Origin of the sequence: Actinocorallia herbida, assembly GCF_003751225.1 — a bacterium.
Lineage (GTDB): Bacteria > Actinomycetota > Actinomycetes > Streptosporangiales > Streptosporangiaceae > Actinocorallia > Actinocorallia herbida.
The window spans coordinates 7,972,951-7,994,249 of sequence record NZ_RJKE01000001.1; the positions used below are offsets into that span (position 1 = coordinate 7,972,951).

Sequence of the window (21,299 nt, forward strand, 5' to 3'; positions counted from 1 at the left end):
TCAGCGGCGGCGCGTCTGACGGGGGATCTCCAGCTCGCCGAAGCGCGGGAGATCGCCCTCGGTGATCCGCCGCCACGCGTGCCGGTAGACGTCGGCGACGGGCTCGGTCGGCACGACCGTGGTCAGCGGCGCCGTGCCGCCGTTGGCGAGGGGGTAAAGGGCCTGCTTCCAGTCCTCCATCGGGACCTGCGGGGAACGCGCCTCGGTCCACGGGCAGGGCAGGAAGAGGGTCCGCCCCGCCCTGGTCCGGCGCGCCTCGACGACGAGCTCGGTGGCGGCCAGCTCGGCGCGGGCCTCCTTCAGCCGGGCGGGCTTCCAGCCCGTCCAGCGCGCGGTGTGGCGGTCCGTCGGATCCGGCATCGCCAGCAGCATCAGGTACACCGCCGCCGCGTCCGCGGACGATCCGTGGGCCTTTGCGGCCTCCTCGACGAGGTCGGGAACCGACCGCGTCGGATCCTGCGGATACCAGGTGCCGTCCTTCGACCGCCCGCCTTCGACCGGTTCGCCCGGATCGTCGAGCAGCGCCGCGAAACGCGCGTCCCGGGCCGTGCGCAGGGCGACCTCGAATCCCATGAGGTGCCCGAGGCTCCCCCGCAGCAGGACCAGGCGGGGGTCGTCGGAGTCCGCATCGAGGTGCGCGACCTTGACGCCCGGGCGGTGGTGCACGTCACCGGGCTTGATGAGGATCGCGCCGTACCGTGCCCAGCCGTCGCCGACCTCGTCAGGAGTGCCCGCCGCCTTCTCGAAGTCCGCCGCGACGCGCTTCAGCGCGTTGAGGACGAGCCCCGGGTGGGCGAGGCGGTCGCGCACCGCCGCGAGCCCCGCGGGCAGCAGCGCGCGCAGCGGATCGCCTGCGGGCAGGCGATGCGCCAGCCAGGCCAGCATCCCCACCGCCGGGAGCAGCGTGCCCGAGGTGAATCCGCCCTTCTCGACCGCCTCGAAACCGTACGCGGCCACCGTGAACTCCACGTCACGGGACAGCGGGGAGCAGGCCGACGGTTCGAGCACGCCCCTCAGGTGGTTCTGCGTCTGGGATCGCCCACCGAAGGCCTTGTCCGCCTCGGCGAGCAGCGCCTCGGGCACCGCGATCTTGCGGGGCACCGCGCGGTTCCACACCTCCGCCGCCGCCGCGACGTCCGGACCGTGGGTCCACAGCCGCGCGGGATCGGCGGGCAGCAGCGCCCCGACCAGCGCGCGGCGCACCTTTCCCGGAAGCCTCCCCAGGTCGGGTTGCGCGGCGTCCACCTCGGCGGCCTTGAGCCTGAGGGTCTTGCGCATCTCGGCGGGCAGCGACGAGGCGTGGCTGCCGGAAAGGCCGAGCAGCCCGGACACCACAAGGGCCGCCGTGGTCGGCGTGACCCCGGTCAGCCGCGCGAACTCCGCGACGCTCTCGGCCCGCCAGGGCGCGGGGCCCCGGGCGTCGAGGAGCGCCAGGACCTCCGTGACGGGCACGTCGGGCCGACCTTCGACGAAGGGCAGCTCCTCGACGATCTCGTGGCCTTCCGGCACCTCGAAACCGCCGGACGGGTCGTGGAACACCGCGGTGACCTCCTGCGGACGGTTCCGGTGCGCCCGGCCCTGGTCCACGACGGCGAAGAACGCCCCGCCACCGAGCTGATGGCCCCTGCGGTGATTCACGTAGGACCCCGTCGGATTCGGCGCGCGCAGCCGGAAGACCCGCCAGGCGTCGGGCTCGGCGTCCGCCATGCCCGCCTCGCCGAGCCGGTCGAGCAGCGCACGCAGAGCGGTCCGGCCCGGCTCGGGGGTGATGCCCGACACCGCGCGCAGGACGAGGGCGGAGAGACCCTCGACGATGTGCGGCAGGTCCAGGATCTGCTGGGGCAGCTCGACCTGCGGCGCCGTGCCGTCCTGCGACGGTCGCTCAGCACCCGCGCGCAGCCTCCCCAGCCGCCACAGCAGATGCGCGGATTCGGTGGTGTGCTCTCCCCGCCAGCCGTTCGGGTCGTCGTTCAGGCCGTCGATGGCGCGGTACAGCGCCCCGTCCGTGGGCGCCGCCGGACGCTCGGCGGCGCCCACGGGACTGAGCTTGAGCTCGATGCCCGCCACGATCCCGGCGAGCTCGGCACGGTCGCGCGACACCCCCTGGACGAGCGCGGTCACGCCCTCGCGGAGCCCCGGATGCCCGATCTCCGGCAGGAGCGCGCGCACCCGGTCGGCGGTCTCCTCCTCGGGTCCGTCGAGGAGCCGCACGGCGAGCGCCCGGTCGGCCCGGCGCAGCGCCGCGGAGCCGCGCTCGTCGCGGGGCCGCAGGTGCGCCCAGTAGTGCGGCGGCGGCGTCGCCCTGCTCCCCGCGCGGTAACGCGAGGTCAGGAAGGTGTCGCCGAGGACGAGCCCGTCGGGGCCGATCAGCCGGTAGGTGGCCTTGTTCCCCGCGCCCGAGCGGACCAGGGCGCGTGCCCGGTCGTCGCCGGGCAGGCGCAGCGGCCACACGTTCTCGTACCCGGTGACGGCCGGGGAGGCGTTCCCCGCGAGATCCTCGCCCCGCACCGTGCCGTCGGGCAGCGTGACCGTCCGCCGGCCGAACACCCCGCCGACGACCGCGCCGACCGGCGTCATGCCGGTGCCGGGGAAGGGCGCGAGGAACCCGTGCCGGAAGGACTCACCGGGCTCGGCGAAGAACGCGGGCAGGTCCGGTTCGCCGATCTCCCCGGCACCGGGGTCGAAGGCGTGCCAGACGACGGCGCCCGACTCGTCCGCGTGCAGCGCCCAGTACTTCTCTCCGTCGGAGACGATCTCCGTTCCACCCGGTGCGAGGGTGTCGCCATGGTGGATCACGGCGGTGCCGGTGGCCCGGCCGCCTCCGCGGACCTCAAGGCTGATCTGCTGCCCGGTGCTCCAATGGTTCACCAGGCGGGACCGGTTCATCCCCGTACCGTCCAGCGGCACGACGCGGTCGGGGCGCGGGTGCCAGTATCCGCTGCGCTGCTCGCCCAGGGACCAGTGGACGAGCAGGGCGCCGTCCACGTAGCGGAATCCGAAGTCGTGCACGCCCTGCGGAAGCCGCAGGGCGTGGTCCAGGACTGCGCCGGAGCCGTCGAGGACGAGGGCGCGCGTCGGGCCGGCCACCACGAGGTAGGGCCACTCCTCGGCGATCCTCGGGGCGCCGTTCGTGAATCCCTCGGGGAACAGCTCGGCCAAGGCGTCTTCCAGGGCCGGCCAGGACAGTTCGTCGAAGAGGCCGCCGCGCAGCGTCCGCGCCAGCAGCTCGGGAAGATCGACCGCCAGGGCGGTCCGCACCGCGGCCTCGGCGATCCGCGTCGTGCTCGGCGCGAGCACTCGGACACCGTTGAGCGCCTGGTGCAACGTGGGCAGGCCCGCCTCGGCCACGCGCGCCGTGCAGCGATCGACGTAGGCGAGGAGGTGGGGGCGCAGCGGGAGCGTCGTGGCGAACACCTGCTGGCGGGGCGTGTCGGTCTGCCCCACCATGCCGAGCCCCTGGAGCAGCGCGGGGGCGAACCGGGGGTCGGCGCACAGCACGGCGAGGTCGCGGCGGTCGGCGCCGCCCGCCCACGGTGCGAGGTTCACCCTGTGGCCGGGCGCCGGGTCCGCGACGGGCACGCCGAGCTCCAGCAGCAGGTCGAGCAGATCGGCGCCGGCCGGGGCGGGCAGGGGCGTGCCCTGCTCGGCGATCTCGGCCTTCAGCCGCCCGGCCATCCGGGTGACCACGGACTCGAGGGCGACCAGGCGGTTCGCCGCCGAGCGCGATCTCCCGCGTGCCTTGAGGAAGCGTCCCAGCCAGCCCGTCGCGCCGTCCTCCGGCGCGGCGCCCTCGACCAGCGGCGTCACGGCCCCGGTCCGCTCCAGCAGGTCGAGCCAGAGGTCGGCGAAGCCCGCCTCCTCGATCTCCGGCATGATCCGCAGGAGGGCGCCGCGGATCTCGGGACGCTCCGCGCACAGGGCCACCACGGCGGCCTTGTGCGCCTTCCACCAGCTCTCGGAGGCGAGGGCGGTGACCGGATACGTCAGGATCTCGGCGAGGTAGTCCCGTTCGATCCTCCCGGCGTCCCCGGACGCGGCCTTGGCGAGCCGGCGAAGGTCGGCCGCCATGGTCGAGGCCGGAGGCAGCCCCCCTGACGTCCGGCGTACCGCCAGCCGGACGAACCTGCCCAGGGCCTCGTCCGGGGAGAGGCGCAGGGCGAGTTCCTTGGAGTACTCGGAAAGGGTCTTCGCCGGGAGCACCCCGGCCAGGGCGAACTCGACGAAGACGTCGTCCACCCGGTCCTGGTCGATCGGGAGGCCGTGCTCGATCTCCGCCTTGCGGGCCGCGGTGAACATGCGCGCGGCGTGGTCGGGCCGCTCCGCGGCGAGGAACTCCCGGGCGGCGCGCTCGTAGAACGTCGGCAGGAGGTGCGGGACGGACACCGCCATCCGCGTGCCGAGCCCGTTGAATCCGTCGAGCGCGGCCTGAGGCTTCGCGACCGCGAGCCGCGCCAGCCTGTCGATCTCCGGCACCAGCGCGAGCGCGTGGTGGCCGTCCCCCGGATGGTGGACCAGCACCCATCCGGGGAAAGAGAGGCGTTCGCGTGCCCCGAATCCCACGACGTCGGCCGAACCGGCGCGCGTCATGCCCAGGAAGGCCGCCGCGCTGTCCTCCGCCTCGCCGATCTCCTCGGGGACCAGCCTGACGACGGTGCGGCCGGCCAGGCCGGCCCGCCGGTACGCACGGGCGGTGACGGGCACGCCCGCGCCCGGGTCGCCGGTCTCCGGGTGCAGGTAGGCGCCCGCCGCCAGCAGGTCGGCGGCGGTCTCCGGCGCGGTCGGGACAGCGGTCATCATCGGATCTCTTTCACGATCGGGGGTCAGCGGCGGCGCTTCTGCCGGGGGATCTCCAGCTCGCCGAAGCGCGGGAGGTCGCCCTCGGCGATCCGCCGCCACGCCCGCCGGTACACGTCGGTGACGGGCTCGGTCGGCAGGACGTTGGTCAGCGGCGCCCTACCGCCCCGGAAAAGGAGGTAGAGCTCCTGCTTCCAGTCCTCCATGGGGATCTGCGGGGAGCGCACCTCCGTCCAGGGGCAGGGCAGGAACAACGTCCGGTTCGCCCTGGTCCGGCGTGCCTCGACCACCAGATCGGTCGCGGTCAGCTCGGCCCGGGCCTCCTTCAACCGGGCAGGCCGCCACCCCGTCCAACGCGCGGTGTTGCGGTCCGTCGGGTCGGGCATCGCCAGCAGCATCAGGTACACCGCGGCCGCGTCCGCCGACAGCCCGAACCGCGCGGCGGCCTCGGCCACGAGCTCCGGAACCGACCGCGAAGGATCCTGCGGATACCAGGTGCCGTCCTTCAACGTCCCGCCATCGACCGGCTCACCCGGATCGTCGAGCAGCGCCGCGAACCGGGCGTCGCGGGCCACCCGCATGGCGACCTCGAAGGGCATGGGCGCGCCCTCGCTGCCGCGCAGCAGCGCGAGGCGGGGGTCGTCGCCGTTCTCGTCGAGCAGCGCGACCTTCACGCCGGGCCGCTGGTAGTAGGTGTCGGTCAGGAGCAGGACGGGGCCGTACCGCTCCCACGTGGGTCCCTCCTCGTCCGGCGCGCCCGCCGCCTTCTTGAACTCCGCCCTGTAGACGGCCGGCTCGGCGCGCAGGACCAGCCCCGGGTTCGCGAGACGCTCGCGCACCGCCGCGAGCCCCTCGGGCAACAGCGCGCGCAGCGGATCGCCGACCGGCAGCCGGTGCGCGAGCCAGGCCAGGATCCGCACCGACGAGTTCAGCGTCCGCGCGGTGAATCCGGAGTTCCCCAGGGGCTCGAACGTGCGGCTCTCCGGCCGCCACTCCACGTCCTGGGACATCCCCGCGTCGCCCGACGGATCGAGCACCGCCTGCGCCTGGGCCTGGAGCCGACCGGACCCGAAGTCCTTGGCCAACTCGGTGAGCAGCGCCTCGGGCACCGCGATCCGCCGGGGCACCGCCCGGTTCCACACCTCGGCCGCCGCCGCGACGTCCGGGCCCTCGGTCCACAGCCGCGCGGGATCGGCGGGCAGCAGCGCCCCGACCAGCTCACGGCGCACCGTCCCGGACAGCTTCCGCAGGCCCTCCTGAGCCGCATCGAGGTCGGCGACCTTGGCCTTGAGCAGCCTGCGGAACTCGGCCGGCGGCGCCGATTCCACGGAGCCCGACAGGCCGGGCAGCCCCGCGACCACGAGGGCCGCCGTGGTCGGGGTGACGCCGGTCAGCCTGCCGAACTCCGCCACGGCGTCGGGCCGCCAGGGCGCGGGGCCCCGGGCGTCCAGCAGCGCGAGGATCTCCGCGACGGGGACGTCCGGCCGGGCGGCGACGAGGGGCTCCGCCGCCGTGACCGCGTAGTCCGCGGGCGCCTCGAACGCGCCGGACGGGTCGTGGCACAGCGCCTGGAGTTCCAGCGTGTTCTGCTGACCGAACCGGTTCCACCGCTGCGCGGTGACGGCGAAGAACCCGCCTCCGGCCAGCTCCGATCCGTAGAGGTGGTCGGTCCGCGGCTCCAGCTGATCGGCCGGCCGGAGCCGGAGGATCCGCCAGGCATCGGGCTCGGGCGCGAGGAGGCCCGCCTCGCCGAGCAGGCCGAACAGCTCGCGCAGTGCGCTTCGGGCGTCCTCCGGCGTGGTCTCCGACACCGCGCGCAGGGCGACGCCCGCGAGGGCCGCCACGACCGAGGGAAGGTGCAGGTTCTGGTCCGGCAGCGCGACGCGCGGCGCGGCTTCGCCATCGGAAGACCGCGCGGCATACGCGCCCGCGTACAGCCGGCCGAGCTTCCACAGCAGATGAGCGGAGTGCGCGGCGGTCCCGCGCGGCCTGGAGGCGTACTCGCCCAGACCGTCCAGACCGCGGAAGAGCGCGACGTCCGTGGGCGAGGCGGGAAGCTCCTCGACCGCGCCGGGGGCGAACGCGGACTCGGCCTTCTCGCGGACCCCGGCGAGCACCTTGCGGGCGGCGAGCGCGGCGGCGACGACCCCGGCGACTCCAGCGACGAGTGCGTCGTGCGCGAGGTCGGGCAGGGCCGCGCGCACACGTGCGGCGATCTCCGCCTCGGTGTCGCCGCCTTCGAGGAGCCGGACCGCGACGTCCCGGTCGGCACGGCGCAGCGCCGCGGAGCCGCGCGGATCGCGCGGGGTCAGGTGGGCCCAGTAGTGCAGCGGCGGCAGCTGGCCGCTCCCGGCCCGGAAATGCGCGGCCTGCACCGAGTCGGCCAGGAGGAGGCCGTCGGGACCGATCAGCCGGAAGCCGCTGCGGCCATAGGACATCTCGCGGAGCACGGCGCGCGCCTTGTCGTCGCCGGGCAGCCGGACCTGCCACACCGTGCCGTGTCCGCGCACCGCGGGGGAGGCGTTCCCGGCGAGGTCCTCGCCCCGCACGGCGCCGTCGGGCAGGACGACGGTCCGCTGGCCGAGCACCCCGTCGACGACGGCGCCGACCGGGGTCGTGCCGGTGCCCGGGAAGGGCGCGAGGAAGCCGTTGCGGAAGGACTCGCCGGGCTCGGCGAAGAACGCGGGCAGGTCCGGCTCGCCGACCGCTCCGGTGACGGGGTCGAGTGCGTGCCAGACGGGGCGGTGCGCCACGGTGCGGCGCGCCCAGTACCCCTTGCCGTCGGAGGCGATCTCGTGCTGGTCCGGCGCCAGGGCGTCGCCCCGGTGGAGCACGGTGGACCCGGTGAGGCTGCCGCCTCCGGGGGCCGCCAGGCTGATCTTCTGGTCCCCCCGGAAGCGCATGGCGTCGTAGCCGTTCAGGCTGTCGCCCTCCAGCCGCAGGACGCGGTCGGGAAGGGTGTGCCAGTAGCCGCTGGTCACGCCCCGGTGGCCATCGCTCCACTGGACGAGCAGTGCCCCGTCCACATAGCGGAAGCCGAGGCGGTAGGTGTTCGCCGGGACGCGCAGGGCATGGTCGAGGACGATCCCCGAGCCGTCGAGGACGAGCGCGCGCTGCCGGTTCGCCACCACCAGGTAGGGCCATTCCTCGGCGATGGTCCGGTGGCCCCGGTAGTGCTCCGGGAACAGCTCGGCGACCGCGGTGTCGAACGCGGGCCACGACATCTCGTCGAACAGGCCGCCGCGCAGCGTCCGGGCGAGCAGTTCGGGGAAGTCGACGGCCAGGGCGGCGCGCACCGGCTCTTCGGCGAGCCGCTGGACGCCCGGGTGCAGCCGGCCGAGGTCGGTGAGCGCGGCGGCCGTCTCCGGCAGGCCCGCGTGGGCGACGCGGCCACGGAGCTCCTCGACGTAGGCGCGAAGGTGAGGGTGCAGGGGCACGGCGGCGAGCAGCGCCTCCTGGCGGGACGCCTCACGGCCCTGCATCCCGGCGATGCCCAGGTGCAGGGCGCGGGCGAAGCGGGGGTCGGCGCACAGCGCGGCGAGATCCCTGCGGCCGTCTCCCATCGCCCAGGTGTCGAGGTGCGCCCGCTGGCCGGGCGACGGGTCCGCGACGGGCACGCCGAGTTCCAGCAGGAGATCGAGCAGGTCGGCCGAAACCGGGACGGGCAGGGACGTGCCCCGCTCGGCGAGTTCGGCCTTCAGCCTCCCGGCCATCCGCCCGACCATGGATTCCAGCCTCGGCAGCCGCCGCGAAGCCTGGTAGACGGGGCCGCGGGCCTGAAGGAAGCGGATCAGCCAGCCGGCCACGCCGTCTTCCGGCCCGGCGTTCCCGGCCTCGTCGGACAGCAGCGCCGCGGCCCCGGTGTCCTCCAGCAGATCGAGCCAGCTCCCCTGGAACCCGAGATCGGGGTGGTCCGGCATGATCCGCAGGAGGACGCCGGACGTCTCGGGGCGCTCGGCGGCGAGCTCGACCAGCGCCGCCCGGTGCGCCTTCCACCAGGTCTCGGGGGCGAGGGCGGTCGCCGGGTACGTCAGCATCTCGGCGAGGTGGTCACGCTCGATCTTCCCGGCCTCCCCGGACGCGGCCTTGGCGAGCCGGCGAAGGTCGTGCGCCGTCGTCGAGGCGGGAGGCAGCCCTCCTGCCGCCCGGCGTACGGCGAGGCGGAGGAACCTCTCCAGGGCCTCGTCCGGGGGAAGGCGCAGGGCGAGTGCCTTGGCGTACTCCGAGAGGGTCTTCGCCGGGAGCGCCCCGGCGAGGGCGAACTCCACGAAGACGTCGTCGAGGCGCGCCTCGTCGATGGGCAGACCGTGCTCGGTCTCGGCCTTGCGCGCCGCGGCGAACATGCGCGCGGCGAGTTCCGGTTTCTCGACGGTGAGGAACTCCCGGCCGGCCCGCTCGTAGAACGTCGGCAGAAGGTGCGGGACCGAAGTGGCCAGCTGCTTCCCCAGGGCGGTGAAGCCCTCGGAGGCCACCTTGGCCTTGGTCACCGCCAGCCGCGCCAGCCTGTCGATCTCCGGCAGCAGCCCCAGCGCGTGGTGGCCGTCCGCCGGATGGTGCACGAGCACCCATTCGGGGAACGCGAGCCTTTCGCGGACGCCGAACCCGACGACCTCGGCCAGCCCCACCCGGGCCAGGCCGAGGAAGGCCGCCGCGGCGTCCTCGGCCTCGCCGATCTCCTCGGGGACCAGCCTGACGACGGTGCGGCCGCCCAGACCGGCGCGTTGATAAGCGCGCGCGGTGACGGGCACGCCTTCCCCGGCGTCGGCGGTGTCCGAGGGCAGGTACGCGCCCGCCGCCAGCAGCTCCGCGGCGGTCCCGGCCGAGGGCCGGGAGACGGTGGGAACGCTCATTCGCCGCTCTCCTCCACGATGCGGCCCGCGAACAGCGCGGCGGCCATCCGCATGCCCTCCGACCACGCGACCGGGCCGACCTCCGCGAACGGCACGGCCTTCCCGTCCGGCCCGTGCCAGGTCAGCGAGCCGATCTGGACCTCCTCGGCGTCCCAGCTCGGCGCGCCGATCCAGAGCATCGCCTCAAGGGTCCGGCCGCCCTCGCGGACCGGGCACACCGCGTACCCGCCGGACACCCGGTAGCCCAGGCTCCCGGCGCGCGCCGCGACCCGGAAGCGGGAGCCGTAGCGGCCTCCGGCGAACTTCTGGACGCGGTTGCCCTCGACGTCGTCGGGGCGCGCCCAGGTGGCCCGGTAGATCTGCTCGACGCGCTGGGTGACGCCGAGTTCGGCGGCGAAGTCCCGCAGCTCGTCCAGGTCGGGCAGCAGCACCGGATGCGGCATCCGGACCGTGCGCGCGTCGAGCCTGACGGTCTCGCCGTCGAGGTTCACCACGCGCAGCTCGCCGCTCTCGGTGATGTCCCGGAGGAAGCCGACCTCTTCCGGGTCGTCTCCGACGACGGCCATGTCGCGCAGCGCGTCCCGCCACGCCTCGTCCGCCCACACCTTGCCGAGCAGGGGCGCGGGAACGGGCAGCGAAGACGTCATCCAGGTGTCGACCTTCGCGACGCACTCGGCCGCGTGCCGATCCAGCCAGGTGGCGAACCGGCGCAGGCTCTCGACCTCCGGATGGTCGCGCAGCGCCTTGGGCAGCGTCTTGAGCGGCTGTCCCGGCGCTTTCCCGGAGGTGACGCGGCGCGCGGCCACCTTGCCTTCGACGAGGGCGACCTCGTAGTCCTCTCCCGCGGCCGTCCAGCTCACGCGAGCCTCACCTCCTTTGCCTGAGCGGCCCGTCGGGGGACGGACCGGGGGGAAAGCCGCAGACCGGGGCGGTTCCGCGACCATGATCAGAACTTAGCGGGCGGCACCGACAGTCCGCGAAATCCGCCGGAGACCACCGGCGACGCCGCCCGTCCGGCACCGATCCGGACGGGCGGCGTCCCTGCGTCACCTGCGGCGGCCGCCCTTACGGACCTGGAGGTCGGCGAAGCGCGGGCCGTCGCCGTCGGCGATCCTGCGCCAGGCCTTCCGGAACAGGTCGGCGACGGGCTCGGTCGGCACGACGGTGCGCAGCGGCGTCGTACCGCCCGGGGCCAGGTCGAACATCGTGTGCTTCCAGCTCTCCATCGAGGGCGCCGGGGAGCGCGCGTCCGTCCACGGGCCGGGCAGGAACAGCGTCCGGCCCGCCCGGGTCCGCCGCGCCTCGACGACGAGGTCGCTCGCCGCGAGCTCGGCCCGCGCCGCCTTGAGCCGCGCCGGACGCCAGCCCGTCCAGCGCGCGGTGTTGCGGTCCGACGGGTCGGGCAGCGCCAGCAGCATCAGGTACACCGCCGCCGCGTCGGCCGACAGGCCGTAGGCCCCCGCGACCTCCGCGACGACGTCGGGAACCGACCGCCCCGGATCCTGCGGGTACCAGGTGCCGTCCTTCGACCGCTCGCCTTCGACCGGGTCCCCGGGGTCGGCGAGCAGCGCGGCGAACCGCTCGCTCTTGACGATCCGAAGGGCGAGCTCGATGGCGAAGGGCTCCCCAGCGGCCGATCGGAGCGCGGGGAGGTACGGGTCCTCCCCCGCCTCGTCGAGGAGCGACGTCCTCAGCGCGGGGTAAGGCAGGTCGTCATGGGTCGGCAGGACGATGGCCCCGTAGCGGACGAAGCCGGTGCCTTCCTCGGTCGGCGCACCCGCAGCCTTGCGGAAGGCCGTCACGTCGAAGTACCTGTCGAAGCCGAGCATGAGGCCGGGGTGCGCGAGCCGTGCGCGGATCGCGGCCAGGGCCTCGGGCAGGGTCGCGCGCAGCGGATCCCCGGCGGGCAGCCGGTACGCGAGCCACGCGGTCATGAGCGCGGTTCCCGTCAGGACCTGCGCGGTGAAGCCCTCGGTGTCTCCGGCCGCCACGACGACCTTGTCGCCGTCGACCTTCCACGCCAGGTCCCGGGTGAGCTGCGGCGAGGAGGCGGGGGCGAGGACCGCGCGCATGGACGCGGCCGCGTCCCAGCCGACGGCCACCGCCTTCTTCGCCTCGGCCAGCAGCGCCTCGGGCAGCGCGATCTGGCCGCCCCGCTCCCGGTTCCACACTTCGGCCGCCGCCGCCACGTCCGGGCCGCGCGTCCACAGCTCGGCCGGGTCGTCGGGCAGCAGCGCGCCCACGACGGCGCCCCGCAGCCGCGCCGGCAGGGACCGCACCTCGGCCCTGGCCACCGCGGCCTCGGCCACCTTCACCCCGAGCGCCTTGCGGATCTCGGCGGGCAGGAAGGAGTGGTCGCTGCTGTCGAGCCGGGGCAGGCCGGAGACGACGAGCGCCGCGATCGTCGGGGTGGTCCCGGTGAGCCTGGCGAACTCCGCGGCGGCGTCGGCGAACCAGGGCGCCGGGCCCCTCTCGTCCAGCGCGGCGAGGTAGGCCGAGGGCGGAAGCGGACGGCTCCACCAGCCCTCGAACTCCGTGATCGACAGGGCCTCGTAGGGCGCGGGCGCCTCGAACGCGCCGGACGGGTCGTGGAAGATCCCGTTGAAGACGTCGCCCGTGTCCTGGAGCTTCCAGTCCTCGAACGCCAGGAATCCGCCGCCCGGCAGCGCGAGGGTGCCGCGCCAATGGCCGGGGCGGGTGGATCCGTTGGGCAGGCGGGTGCGGGCGTTGGGGAGGCGGAACGCGACCTGGCGCCACCGGCCCGCCGCGTCCGCGGTGAAGCCCGCGCGGTCGAGCGCCCCGCTCAGGTACCGCAGGGTCTCCCTCGCCTCGTTGTCCGTGGCCCACGTCAGCGCGCGGAAGATCGCGGCCTCCCTGGCGCCGAACACCGCATCGATGCTCATCCGGGTGGCGGGCAGCGGCCGCTGGTCCAGGTGCAGCGCGCCGGGGTCGGCCGGCTCCGCCGAGCCGTCCGCGAGCACCGCGTAGTGGTGCAGGATCCCCGCGGCGGTCCGGCTCTCGTCCCCCCAGTAGCGGGAGCCGCCCGTGACTCCGCTGAGCGCCTCGAGGAACTGCCGGTCGGAAGGGCCGTCGACGTGCTCTTCCTCGACCTCCCCGGCCAGCGTCTGCTCGAGCCGGACCACCGTCTCGTCCAGGGTGGTCCGCTGCTCGGACGCCTTCTGCACGATGCCCGCGATGCCCGCGATCAGGCTCTCGTGGGTGACCTCGGGCAGGAGGGCGCGGATCGCCTCGACCGGGTCCCCGCCCTTGGCGACGGCGTCGAGGAGCGCCCCGCCCGTCTCCGCGCCGATCCCGCGCAGGGCCGCGGAACCGCGCTCGTCGCGCGCCGACATGTGGGTCCAGTAGCGCAGCGGCGGCAGGATGACCGTGCCGAGCGCGTAGGCGCCCGCGGGCCCGTCCGTGACGACCTGGGCGGTGTGCGTCCCGTCGGCGTCGTGCAGGTCCACCCGCCAGGACTGACGGACGTAGGTGCGCGGGCTGTCGTCGCCGGGGAAGTAGAGCGTGCCCGGGATCCAGCCGCCGTTGTCGTTGTACAGCGAGCTCTTCCCGGACAGGTCCTCGGCGCGCAGCGAGCCGTCCTTGCGGATGAGGCGCATGCCGACCAGCCCGTCGACGACCGGGCCGACCGGGGTCGGTCCCTCGCCCGGGAACGGCAGCAGCCACCCGTCCAAGGCCGGTTCGCCGTCGTCCGGCTCGCCCGCGTGCCGCGTCAGGAAGGCCGGGACGCTCTCCCTGCCGAACTCGCCGCTGGCGGGGTCGTACTCGGTCCAGTAGCTGTGCCCGTTGTCCCGGTAGCGCCTGACCCAGTAGCCGCGGCCGTCGGTGATGATCTCGCCGCCGGCCTCGGGCAGCACGCTGTCGCCGGGCCGGATCATGCCGTGCGCCGTGGTCCGGCCGCCGCCGGGCACCGCGAGCGTGACGGGCTCGGTGCCGCGGTGCCAGTTCAGGGTGAGGGAGTCCGGGTTCTCGCCCTCGAGGCGCAGGACGCGGCCCGGCTCGCTCAGCCAGTAGCCGTGCGACACGTTGGAGGACAGCCAGTAGACGAGGAGGTCCCCGTCCACGTAGTGGAAGCACGTCTCGTGCGCGTCGGCCGGGACGCGCAGGTCGTGCTCCAGGACACGGCCCTCGACGCCGACCACCACGGCCTTCGCCTTGTTGGCGACGACCAGGTAGGGCCACTCCTCGGTGATGACGAGGTTCCGCGCGTTGTCGCGGTCGCTGAGCTCGTTGACGGCCTCCTCGAAGGCGGGCCAGGACAACTCGTCGAAGAGGCCCGTGCGCAGGGTCCGCGCGAGGACCTCCCCGAGGTCGGCCTTCGTGGCGGCGCGCACGGCGTCCTCGGCGAGGGAGAGGATCTCCCCCGGCAGCCAGGAGAGCCTGTGCAGCGCGGAAGGGAGGCCGGGCAGGCCCATCGCGAAGGAGCGCCCGGCCACGACCCGGACCCACGAGGTGAGCAGGTCCCGGAGGTCGGTCTCCGCCAGCGCCCGGAACACCGTGATCTCGCTCGGGCCGAGGCGGTCGAAGGAGTAGTGGAGCCCCTCGTGGAAGCGCTCGTCCGCGGCCAGCGCGGTGAGGGCGCGCCGCTCCTCCGAACGCGCCCACGCCTCCAGCGGAAGGACGCGGACCCGCGTCGGATCCTCGATCGGAAGGCCGAGCTCCAGCATGAGGTCGAGGAGGTCGAGGCTGCTCGGGACCGGCAGCGCCGAGCCGTCGGCGGCGAGTTCGGCGCGCAGCCGCTCGGCCATCCGCGCGACGAGCTCTTCCAGGGCCTCCTGGCGCGACGGCAGGCGCCAGCCGTCCCTGCGGAACTTCAGGTAGCGGCGCAGCCAGCCCGCCGACCCGTCCCGGGGCCGCTGCGCGGCGGGCACGGCGGCGTCGTACAGGCCCTCGATCGCGCCGGAATCCACCAGGACTTCGAGCCACAGGTCCGACAGCCGGTGCTCGTCGTAGGACGGCATCAGGTCCAGCAGCCTGCCGCGCGTCTCCGGGCGGCGCTTGGCCAGCTCGACCAGCGCGGCCCGGTGCGCCTTCCACCAGCCGGCCCCGGCGCGCGTCGTCGCGGGCAGCTCCAGCATCTCGGCGACGTACTCGGTCTCCACCTCCAGCGCGTCGCCGCCCGCCTCACGGGCGAGCCTGCGCAGGTCGTTGCCCATCTGGGCCGACGGCGGCATACCGCCCGAGGCGCGGCGCACGCACAGCGTGGTGTAGCGGCGCAGCGCCCCCGCGGGGGCGACGCGCGCGCTCAGCTCCTTGGCGTAACCGGAGAGGGTCTTGACGGGCAGGGCCCCGGCCAGCGCGTACTCGAGGAAGACCTCGTCCAGCCGGTCCTCGTCGACGTCCAGGCCGTGCTCCACCTCGGCCTTGCGCGCGCGGCTGAAGAGCTGGCCCGCGTACTGGGCGTTCTCCACGGCGAGGAAGGCGCGGCCGGCCCGTTCGAAGTAGGTCGGCAGCAGGTGCGGGACGGACGAGGCGAGCCGCTGCCCGAGCCCGACCATGCCGTCCATGGCTGCCTTGGGCTTGGTCTTGGCCTGCTTGGACAGGCGGTCCAGCTCGGGCACGACCGCGAGGGCGCGGTGGCCGTCCTCGGGGTGATGGGCGAGGACCCACTCGGGGAACCCGAGCGTCTGGCGCGGGCCCGCCCCGACGATCGCGGGCTCGCCGTCGGGCACCAGCCCGAGGAACCCCGCCGCCAGGTCCTCGGCCGCGCCGAGGTCGGCCGGGGCCAGGCGGACGACGACGCGGTCGTCCAGGGCGGGGTGCGTGTACGCGCGCGCCGCGATCGGCACCGCGCCCTCGGCCTGCCCGCCCGGAGGCAGCACGGCCCCTGCCGCCAGCAGCTCCGCCGCCGCGTTCTCTTCCTTGCCTTCGATGTCCACGCCGCTCACGCCTTCTCCTCCTCCACAACCCGTCCCGCGTACAGAGCCGAAGCCATCCGCATCCCTTCCGACCACGCGACGGGGCCGACCTCCCCGAGCGGCACGGCGCGGCCGTCTCCGTCGCGGAAGGTGAGCGCGCCGGTCTCGGAGTCGCCGTCCCAGTAGGGCTCGCCGATCCAGACCGTCGCGTCGAACATGCGCGCGTCGTCGCGCACCCGGCTCGACGCGTACCCGCCCGACACCTTGTAGCCGAGCGACGTCGCGCGGGCGGCGAGGCGGAAGCGGGAGCCGTACTTGCCTCCCTGGAAGCGCTTCTCCTCGGTGGCCTTGGGGTCGACGTCGCCGGGCTTGGCGAAGGTGGCGCGGTAGATCTGCTCGACGCGCTGGGTCAGTTCCAGCTCCGCGGCGAACTCCCGCAGCTCGTCGAGGTCGGGCAGCAGCACCGGGTGCGGGAGCGTCACCGTCTCCGGGGCGAGCCTGACGGTCTCCCCGTCGAGGTTCACCACCCGCAGCTCGCCCTCGGGGGTGGCGTCGCGCAGGAAGCCGACCTCGTCGGGGTCGTCGCCGAGGACGGCGAGGTCGCGCAGCGCGTGCCGCCAGGCCTCGTCCGCCCAGACCCGGCCGATCAGCGCGGTCGGCACGGGCAGGGAGGACACCATCCACGCGTCGACCTGCGCGACGCACGCGACGGCGTGCCGGTCGAGCCACTCGGCGAAGCCGCGCAGCCGCTCCACCTCCGGATGGTCCCGCAGCGCCTTGGGCAGCGTCTTGAGCTGCCTTCCGGCCGAACGACCGGTGGTGGCGCGCACCGCCACCTTGCCCTCCACGAGGGCTATCTCGTAGCCCTCACCCGCTGACACCCAACCCACGCAGGCCCACCTCCTGATGCTCGCGACGGCGTCGCCCGCGCACACGGGCAAGGGGGAGACGCCGGAGAGAACGGGAACGCTATGGCGTCCCGCCTGACGACGATCAGAACTTAGCGGGCGACAGTGACAAACCAGCCAGAACGGAGAACTCGGACTGGGCAAAAATCTTGAAGGCCCCCGCCGGCACGGCGGAGGCCTTCTCAACTGCGGGAATTGCGCGGGCGGGTCAGCGCTCCAGCTCGGCACGGGGCCAGTCCGCGCCCACCGCGGCGGCCTCGTACGTCGCCTGGAGGAACGCGAGGAGCGTCGCGTCGGGGTCGGCCGCGGTGCGCACCGCCTCGTACGGCAGGACGAACTCGCCCAGCGCCGCGTCGTAGTGGGCCTCCGGCACGCCCGCCGGCATCTCGCGATAGCCGGATGGCTCCGGGTAGGCGTAGGAGTAGAAGAAGCCTTCTCCTTCCCCTCCCGGCCAGTACCCGGCGCTGCTCACCTCATGCGAGTACGCCTCGTGCATCACGTGCGGGCCACAGTTGGGCGCCCCGCCCGGATGCGGCGGCGCCGTCCGCCCGGAGAACCGGGTCGTCGCCAGGTCCAGCGCGCCCCAGAACAGGTGCACCGGGCTGTTCTTGCCGACGAACCCGGCCCGGAAGGCGGTGAGCACCCTTTCCGCCTCCACCAGCAGCCGCCAGAAGCGCAGCGCCTGCTCCGGGTCGTAGGCGCGCGGCGCGTCATCGTCGGGGAACGGGATCGCCCCCTCCAGCTCGACGGGCACCGGCCAGATCTCGGTGTGCAGGCCGAGCTCGTCGAGCAGCTCCATCAGCCGCGCGTGGAACTCCTCCACGGTCCGCTGCTCGGCCAAGGCCATCCGGCGGCCCGAGCCGTCGGTGACGGCGAGGTCGAGCGACCCGGCCAGGAAGTCGAAGTCGATCGCGAAGCTCCGGCCGGGCCCGCCCGGGATGAGCGACGTGGTGAGGCCGCGCGGCGTCAGATACAGCGGCGCGTTCCACCAGTGGTTCACCAGCGGGGTGCGGGCGATGCGGACCTTGCCGACGACCTGCGCCCACAGGATCAGCGTGTTCTTGGTCGGCTCGAACTCGGCGAGCGGCAGCGACGGCCAGACGGACGCCATAAAACCCTCCTTCTCAGACGACGGTCACGGGCACCGCACGGACACGCGCAGCTTCGACTGCTTGTGCGGGAGCTCTTCCCAGTCGTGCATGAACACGGCGTCCAGGCCGTGCCTCCGGGCCAGCGCGGTCAGCGTCTCGGTGCGGTAGTAGAAGTCCTCGCGCAGCACCTGGTGCTCCGGGCCGGTGGTCCGGTCGAAGGTGAAGTCGAAGAAGCCGCCGGGAGCGAGGATCCGCCCGACGTGCGCCAGGCACTCGTCGATGACCGGCAAAGGCGAGTGGGAGAAGACGCTGTGCGCGTGAACGACGTCGAAGTACCCCGTGGGCAGGAACGCGAAGTCGAGGCCGCACACCGGGGTGAGATGGGGGACCTTGCTTTGCAGGCCCTGCCCGGCCAGCACCTTCTGCGCGGCGAACAGGATGTCCGGGGAGATGTCGATCCCGTGGTAGTTGCCCTCGTCCAGGTACTCGATGAACCGCCAGCCCGCCCGCAGATTGCCGCAGCCGATCTCCAGGAGGCGGTGCCCGGGTCTGAGCCCGTGGCGCAGGAGGTAGTCGAACTGAAGGGCGCCGAGCGCCAGCCATCTGTCGTGGGACGCGCTGCCCACGGCCTGCTCAGGGCTCTTCGCGGAGTCCGAGCGCATGACCGCGCGGTAGTAGCCCACGTGGCCGTCGGTCGTCATGCGCAGCCAGGAGTCGCGCGCCCAGCGCTGGGCGTAGGCGGAGATCCGGTGCGGATGGCTTACCGCGTACCTCATCTTGTGGGCGAGAGACGCCCGGTTCTTGACTTCCATGCGGCCCCTCAGCCACCCGACGGGACCGACGGCTCACCCGGCCCAACCCGCGTTCTACCAGGGGCTCGTCCGGCTTCCCCAGGGCTTTCGGCTTCGTCACCGGACACCCCACTCAGCCGTGTCGGGGTCTTCTCCGCCGCTATGTCGCCGGTCAGCGCAAGGCGAGGCGCAGCCTGACCGTCGTGCCCCGCGGGCCGGTCTCCAGCTCCACGAGCTCGCAGAGCTGCCGGACCGCCCACAGCCCGTGGCCTGACGGGGCGCACGGATCGGGCGCGACATAACCGGCGTACCAGACGGCTTCGTCGGCGCCGCCGGATCCCGGGTCGGTGATGTCGCAGACGACCTGGTGGGCGTCCCGCCACACCGCGGCCCTCCCGCGCCCGCCGCCGTGCCGCACCGCGTTGGTCGCCACCTCGTTGGCCGCGAGGACCAGCCGCTCCGCGCCCTCCCGCGACATGCCCAGGGACAGCCCCGCCGCCCCGACGAACGCGCGCAGAGGCGCCAGCCCGCCTTCGAACTCCGCCTCGGTCCGTCCTCTTCCGGGTGGAGGCGGCGGCACCGGACGGCCCCAGGACGACTCGTCGGTGGGCGGCGCGTAGGAGTCGCTGAGCCTTTCGCCGGTGCCTTCGAGCAGCCGGGGGTGAGTGCGCAGGGAGTCCGCGACGACGCCGGGAGAGGTGACCCGCGTGTCGTAGGGGCAGACGATCCACGCGGGGCTGGCGGCGAAGGCGAGGTTCACGACCGCCTCGTAGCGCGTCCACTCCGCGGTCTCCAGGGGAGAACGCCCGTGCCAGACCGGCTCCCCCAGCACCCTCGCCAGGCCGCCTTCCGCGGTGTGCCTTCCGACGTACCTGAAGTACTCGGCCAGCGCCCGTCCCGGTGTGTCGTACCACTGCTCGGCCACCACGAACTCCACCCTGCCGGCCGCGCCGCCGAGCGCGTCGCGCAGCAGGCCGATGTTGCCCGGGGTCGTCACCGCGAGGACCGCGTCGCCGTTCTCCACGCCGTCCCTGCAGAACGGCACCGCCGCGGCGAGGAACTCCTCGTCGCTCCCGTACAGGAGGCCGTGGTGGTTCAGCCGCGGTGCCGGGCCGTCCTCATCGAGCCCGCCACCCGACCGCTCGGAGAACCCGGCTCCGCCGGGGCGTCCGGGTGCCGGACCGTCCTCATCGGGCCCGCCACCCGACCACTCGGAGAACCCGGCTCCGCCGGGGCGTCCGGGTGCCGGGCCTGCCAGGCTCATCCCCGCTCCCCCCGGGGGCGGACGACCAGGGACGGCTCCTCGTCCCAGCCGACCAGCCGCACCACATGGCACAGCAGCGGCGCCAGGTCGTTCACGTACAGCATGCGGCCGGGCTCCAGGCTCGCGGCCACCCGCGCGATCGTGCGGACCCCGGAGAGGTCGATGAACTCGAGCGCGCTCATGTCCAGGCGAAGGTCGCCCGGCCACCGCGCGGCCGTGTATAGCGCCTCGGCGAGGACCTCGGTCGTCCGGTAGTCGACGGTCCCGGCGACCCTCAGCTCCCGCCGACCGTCGCGCAGCACCGGCAGGAGCTGGAGCATCGCGTCCTCGTGCAGGGCGGGCACGGTGGCCGCCGCCGGATGGACCTGGTCGGCGACCGTCATGCGGTCGGCGTCGAATCTGCGCACGTCGTACTGGCACAACGCGGTCGCGCGGCGCCCGGCGACCAGCGCGCCGACCTTCTCCTCGAACGCGGGCAGCTTCTCGGCACCGGGCACATCGCGCAGTGCCCAGTCCATCTCGCCCGTCAGGCGCAGCCCCGAGTGGCCCTCCCGCAGGCTCTCGGCGACCTCCCGCTCGATCGTGGCGACCGTGGCGTCGGCGTCGAACCGGCCGGAGGCGAGCAGGGAGGCGTCCACCGGGAGGATCTTGAGCCGGCCGTCGGCGACCGCCTTGCCGGAGTCGACGCCCGCGTCGCGCAGCCAGCCCTTGACGGTCTCCGGGGCGCTGCGCTCGGTGTAGTAGAGGAGGCGCTCGCCCCGTTCCAAGCCCACCGACAGGTAGCAGGTGAGCACGTCTCTGCGCTCCGACTCGTCGGCGAACGCCAGGCACAGATGGTCTCCGTGCCGCAGGTCGGACACCTGGCGTTCCCGGATCCCCTGCGCGGTCACGATGGTCCCGCGATGCTCAATCCCGCCCCCAAGATCCAGTACCCAACCGCGCTCCCCGTGCCCCGGAGACGCCGCTCCCGGGCGTCCCGCGAAGACTGTACTCCCGAGCCGAACAACCAACCATTCGAACCAATTGTGACCGCGACCACACGCTCAGAAAAGGGCCCAAGGTCCCTACCCGCCCTCCGACCACCACACGGGCCCATAGCGGGACGCCCCGACACGCCGCCCCCGCGCGCCGCTCAGGAGTGGGGGTGGCGGATGAGGAGGGCGGCGTGGACTTCTTCGGACGTGGCGGTGGCGTACAGGTGCGGGGTGTCGGAGGTCCAGGAGGCGTGGCCGCCGGGCGGGACGGCGAGGGGGGCGTCGGGCGGGCCGACGAGGGCGGTGCCCTGGAAGACGGTGAGGTACTCGGTCACGCCGGCGGGGTGGGCCGGGGAGATCTGGCGGCGGCCCGGCCGGATCCGCAGGCGGTACAGCTCGGTGGTCCAGGCGGCGTCCTCGAACGTCTCGAGCAGCTCGGCGGTGACCGCCTCGCCGTGCACGGGCGGGACGGCCGGGTGCGGGCCCGGGTCGGTGAGCAGCGCGGTGAGCGGCACGTCGAGCTGGGCGGTGATGGCGTAGAGGGTCTCGATGGTCGGGTTGCGGGTGCCCGCCTCGAGGGCCGAGAGGGTGGCCTTGCCGACACCGGCGCGCTGCGCCAGCTCCGAGAGCGAGAGGCCGCGGGCGCCGCGCAGCGCCCTGATGCGGCGGCCGATGGCGGCGGCGAAGGCGGCGCCGCCGGTGGCGGGAAGATCGGTCACGGGACCAGGATGCCACTGTTCCGTTTACGGAA

10 protein-coding genes are annotated in these 21,299 nt (G+C 74.1%); all 10 read right to left on the bottom strand.

Going from position 1 to position 21,299, the window contains the following annotated elements; genetic code table 11:
* The 10 genes from EDD29_RS36175 to EDD29_RS36220 all read right to left on the bottom strand — a co-directional run bounded on the left by EDD29_RS36175 (nt 1) and on the right by EDD29_RS36220 (nt 21,267).
* Entirely contained in the window at nt 1-4,797 is a 4,797-nt protein-coding gene (locus tag EDD29_RS36175) for a DNA-binding protein (protein ID WP_123668712.1), read from the bottom strand.
* Between the two features lie 23 nt (nt 4,798-4,820).
* The gene (locus EDD29_RS36180) at nt 4,821-9,644 is read right to left on the bottom strand and encodes a DNA-binding protein (protein WP_123668713.1); all 4,824 of its coding nucleotides are present in this window, start codon (nt 9,642-9,644) and stop codon (nt 4,821-4,823) included.
* A complete protein-coding gene (locus EDD29_RS36185) occupies nt 9,641-10,504 on the bottom strand; it encodes a DUF4132 domain-containing protein (RefSeq protein WP_123668714.1) in 864 nt (287 codons plus the stop codon). The genes EDD29_RS36180 and EDD29_RS36185 overlap by 4 nt, the downstream gene beginning before the upstream one ends.
* Nucleotides 10,505-10,690: 186 nt before the next feature.
* Entirely contained in the window at nt 10,691-15,550 is a 4,860-nt protein-coding gene (locus EDD29_RS36190) for a DNA-binding protein (protein ID WP_211360118.1), read from the bottom strand.
* Nucleotides 15,547-16,410, bottom strand: a complete 864-nt coding sequence (locus tag EDD29_RS36195; RefSeq protein ID WP_123668715.1) for a DUF4132 domain-containing protein — start codon at nt 16,408-16,410, stop codon at nt 15,547-15,549. Before EDD29_RS36195 ends, EDD29_RS36190 begins: the two co-directional genes overlap by 4 nt.
* 226 nt (nt 16,411-16,636) lie before the next feature.
* Entirely contained in the window at nt 16,637-17,539 is a 903-nt protein-coding gene (locus EDD29_RS36200) for a DUF5996 family protein (RefSeq protein ID WP_123668716.1), read from the bottom strand.
* Between the two features lie 24 nt (nt 17,540-17,563).
* Nucleotides 17,564-18,331, bottom strand: coding sequence for a class I SAM-dependent methyltransferase (locus EDD29_RS36205; protein ID WP_123668717.1), 768 nt, complete (start codon nt 18,329-18,331; stop codon nt 17,564-17,566).
* Nucleotides 18,332-18,482: 151 nt separating this feature from the next.
* Nucleotides 18,483-19,574, bottom strand: coding sequence for a sensor histidine kinase (locus tag EDD29_RS36210; protein ID WP_123668718.1), 1,092 nt, complete (start codon nt 19,572-19,574; stop codon nt 18,483-18,485).
* The gene (locus EDD29_RS36215; protein ID WP_170201715.1) at nt 19,571-20,464 is read right to left on the bottom strand and encodes an MEDS domain-containing protein; all 894 of its coding nucleotides are present in this window, start codon (nt 20,462-20,464) and stop codon (nt 19,571-19,573) included. The genes EDD29_RS36210 and EDD29_RS36215 overlap by 4 nt, the downstream gene beginning before the upstream one ends.
* 242 nt (nt 20,465-20,706) lie before the next feature.
* A complete protein-coding gene (locus EDD29_RS36220) occupies nt 20,707-21,267 on the bottom strand; it encodes a helix-turn-helix domain-containing protein (RefSeq protein WP_123668720.1) in 561 nt (186 codons plus the stop codon).
* Nucleotides 21,268-21,299: the final 32 nt, after the last annotated feature.

Coding starts and splice junctions, on each gene's coding strand:
- EDD29_RS36175 (WP_123668712.1), bottom strand. CDS start 4,797: ATGATGACCGCTGTCCCGACCGCGCCGGAGACCGCCGCCGACCTGCTG.
- EDD29_RS36200 (WP_123668716.1), bottom strand. CDS start 17,539: ATGGCGTCCGTCTGGCCGTCGCTGCCGCTCGCCGAGTTCGAGCCGACC.
- EDD29_RS36205 (WP_123668717.1), bottom strand. CDS start 18,331: ATGGAAGTCAAGAACCGGGCGTCTCTCGCCCACAAGATGAGGTACGCG.
- EDD29_RS36180 (WP_123668713.1), bottom strand. CDS start 9,644: ATGAGCGTTCCCACCGTCTCCCGGCCCTCGGCCGGGACCGCCGCGGAG.
- EDD29_RS36210 (WP_123668718.1), bottom strand. CDS start 19,574: ATGAGCCTGGCAGGCCCGGCACCCGGACGCCCCGGCGGAGCCGGGTTC.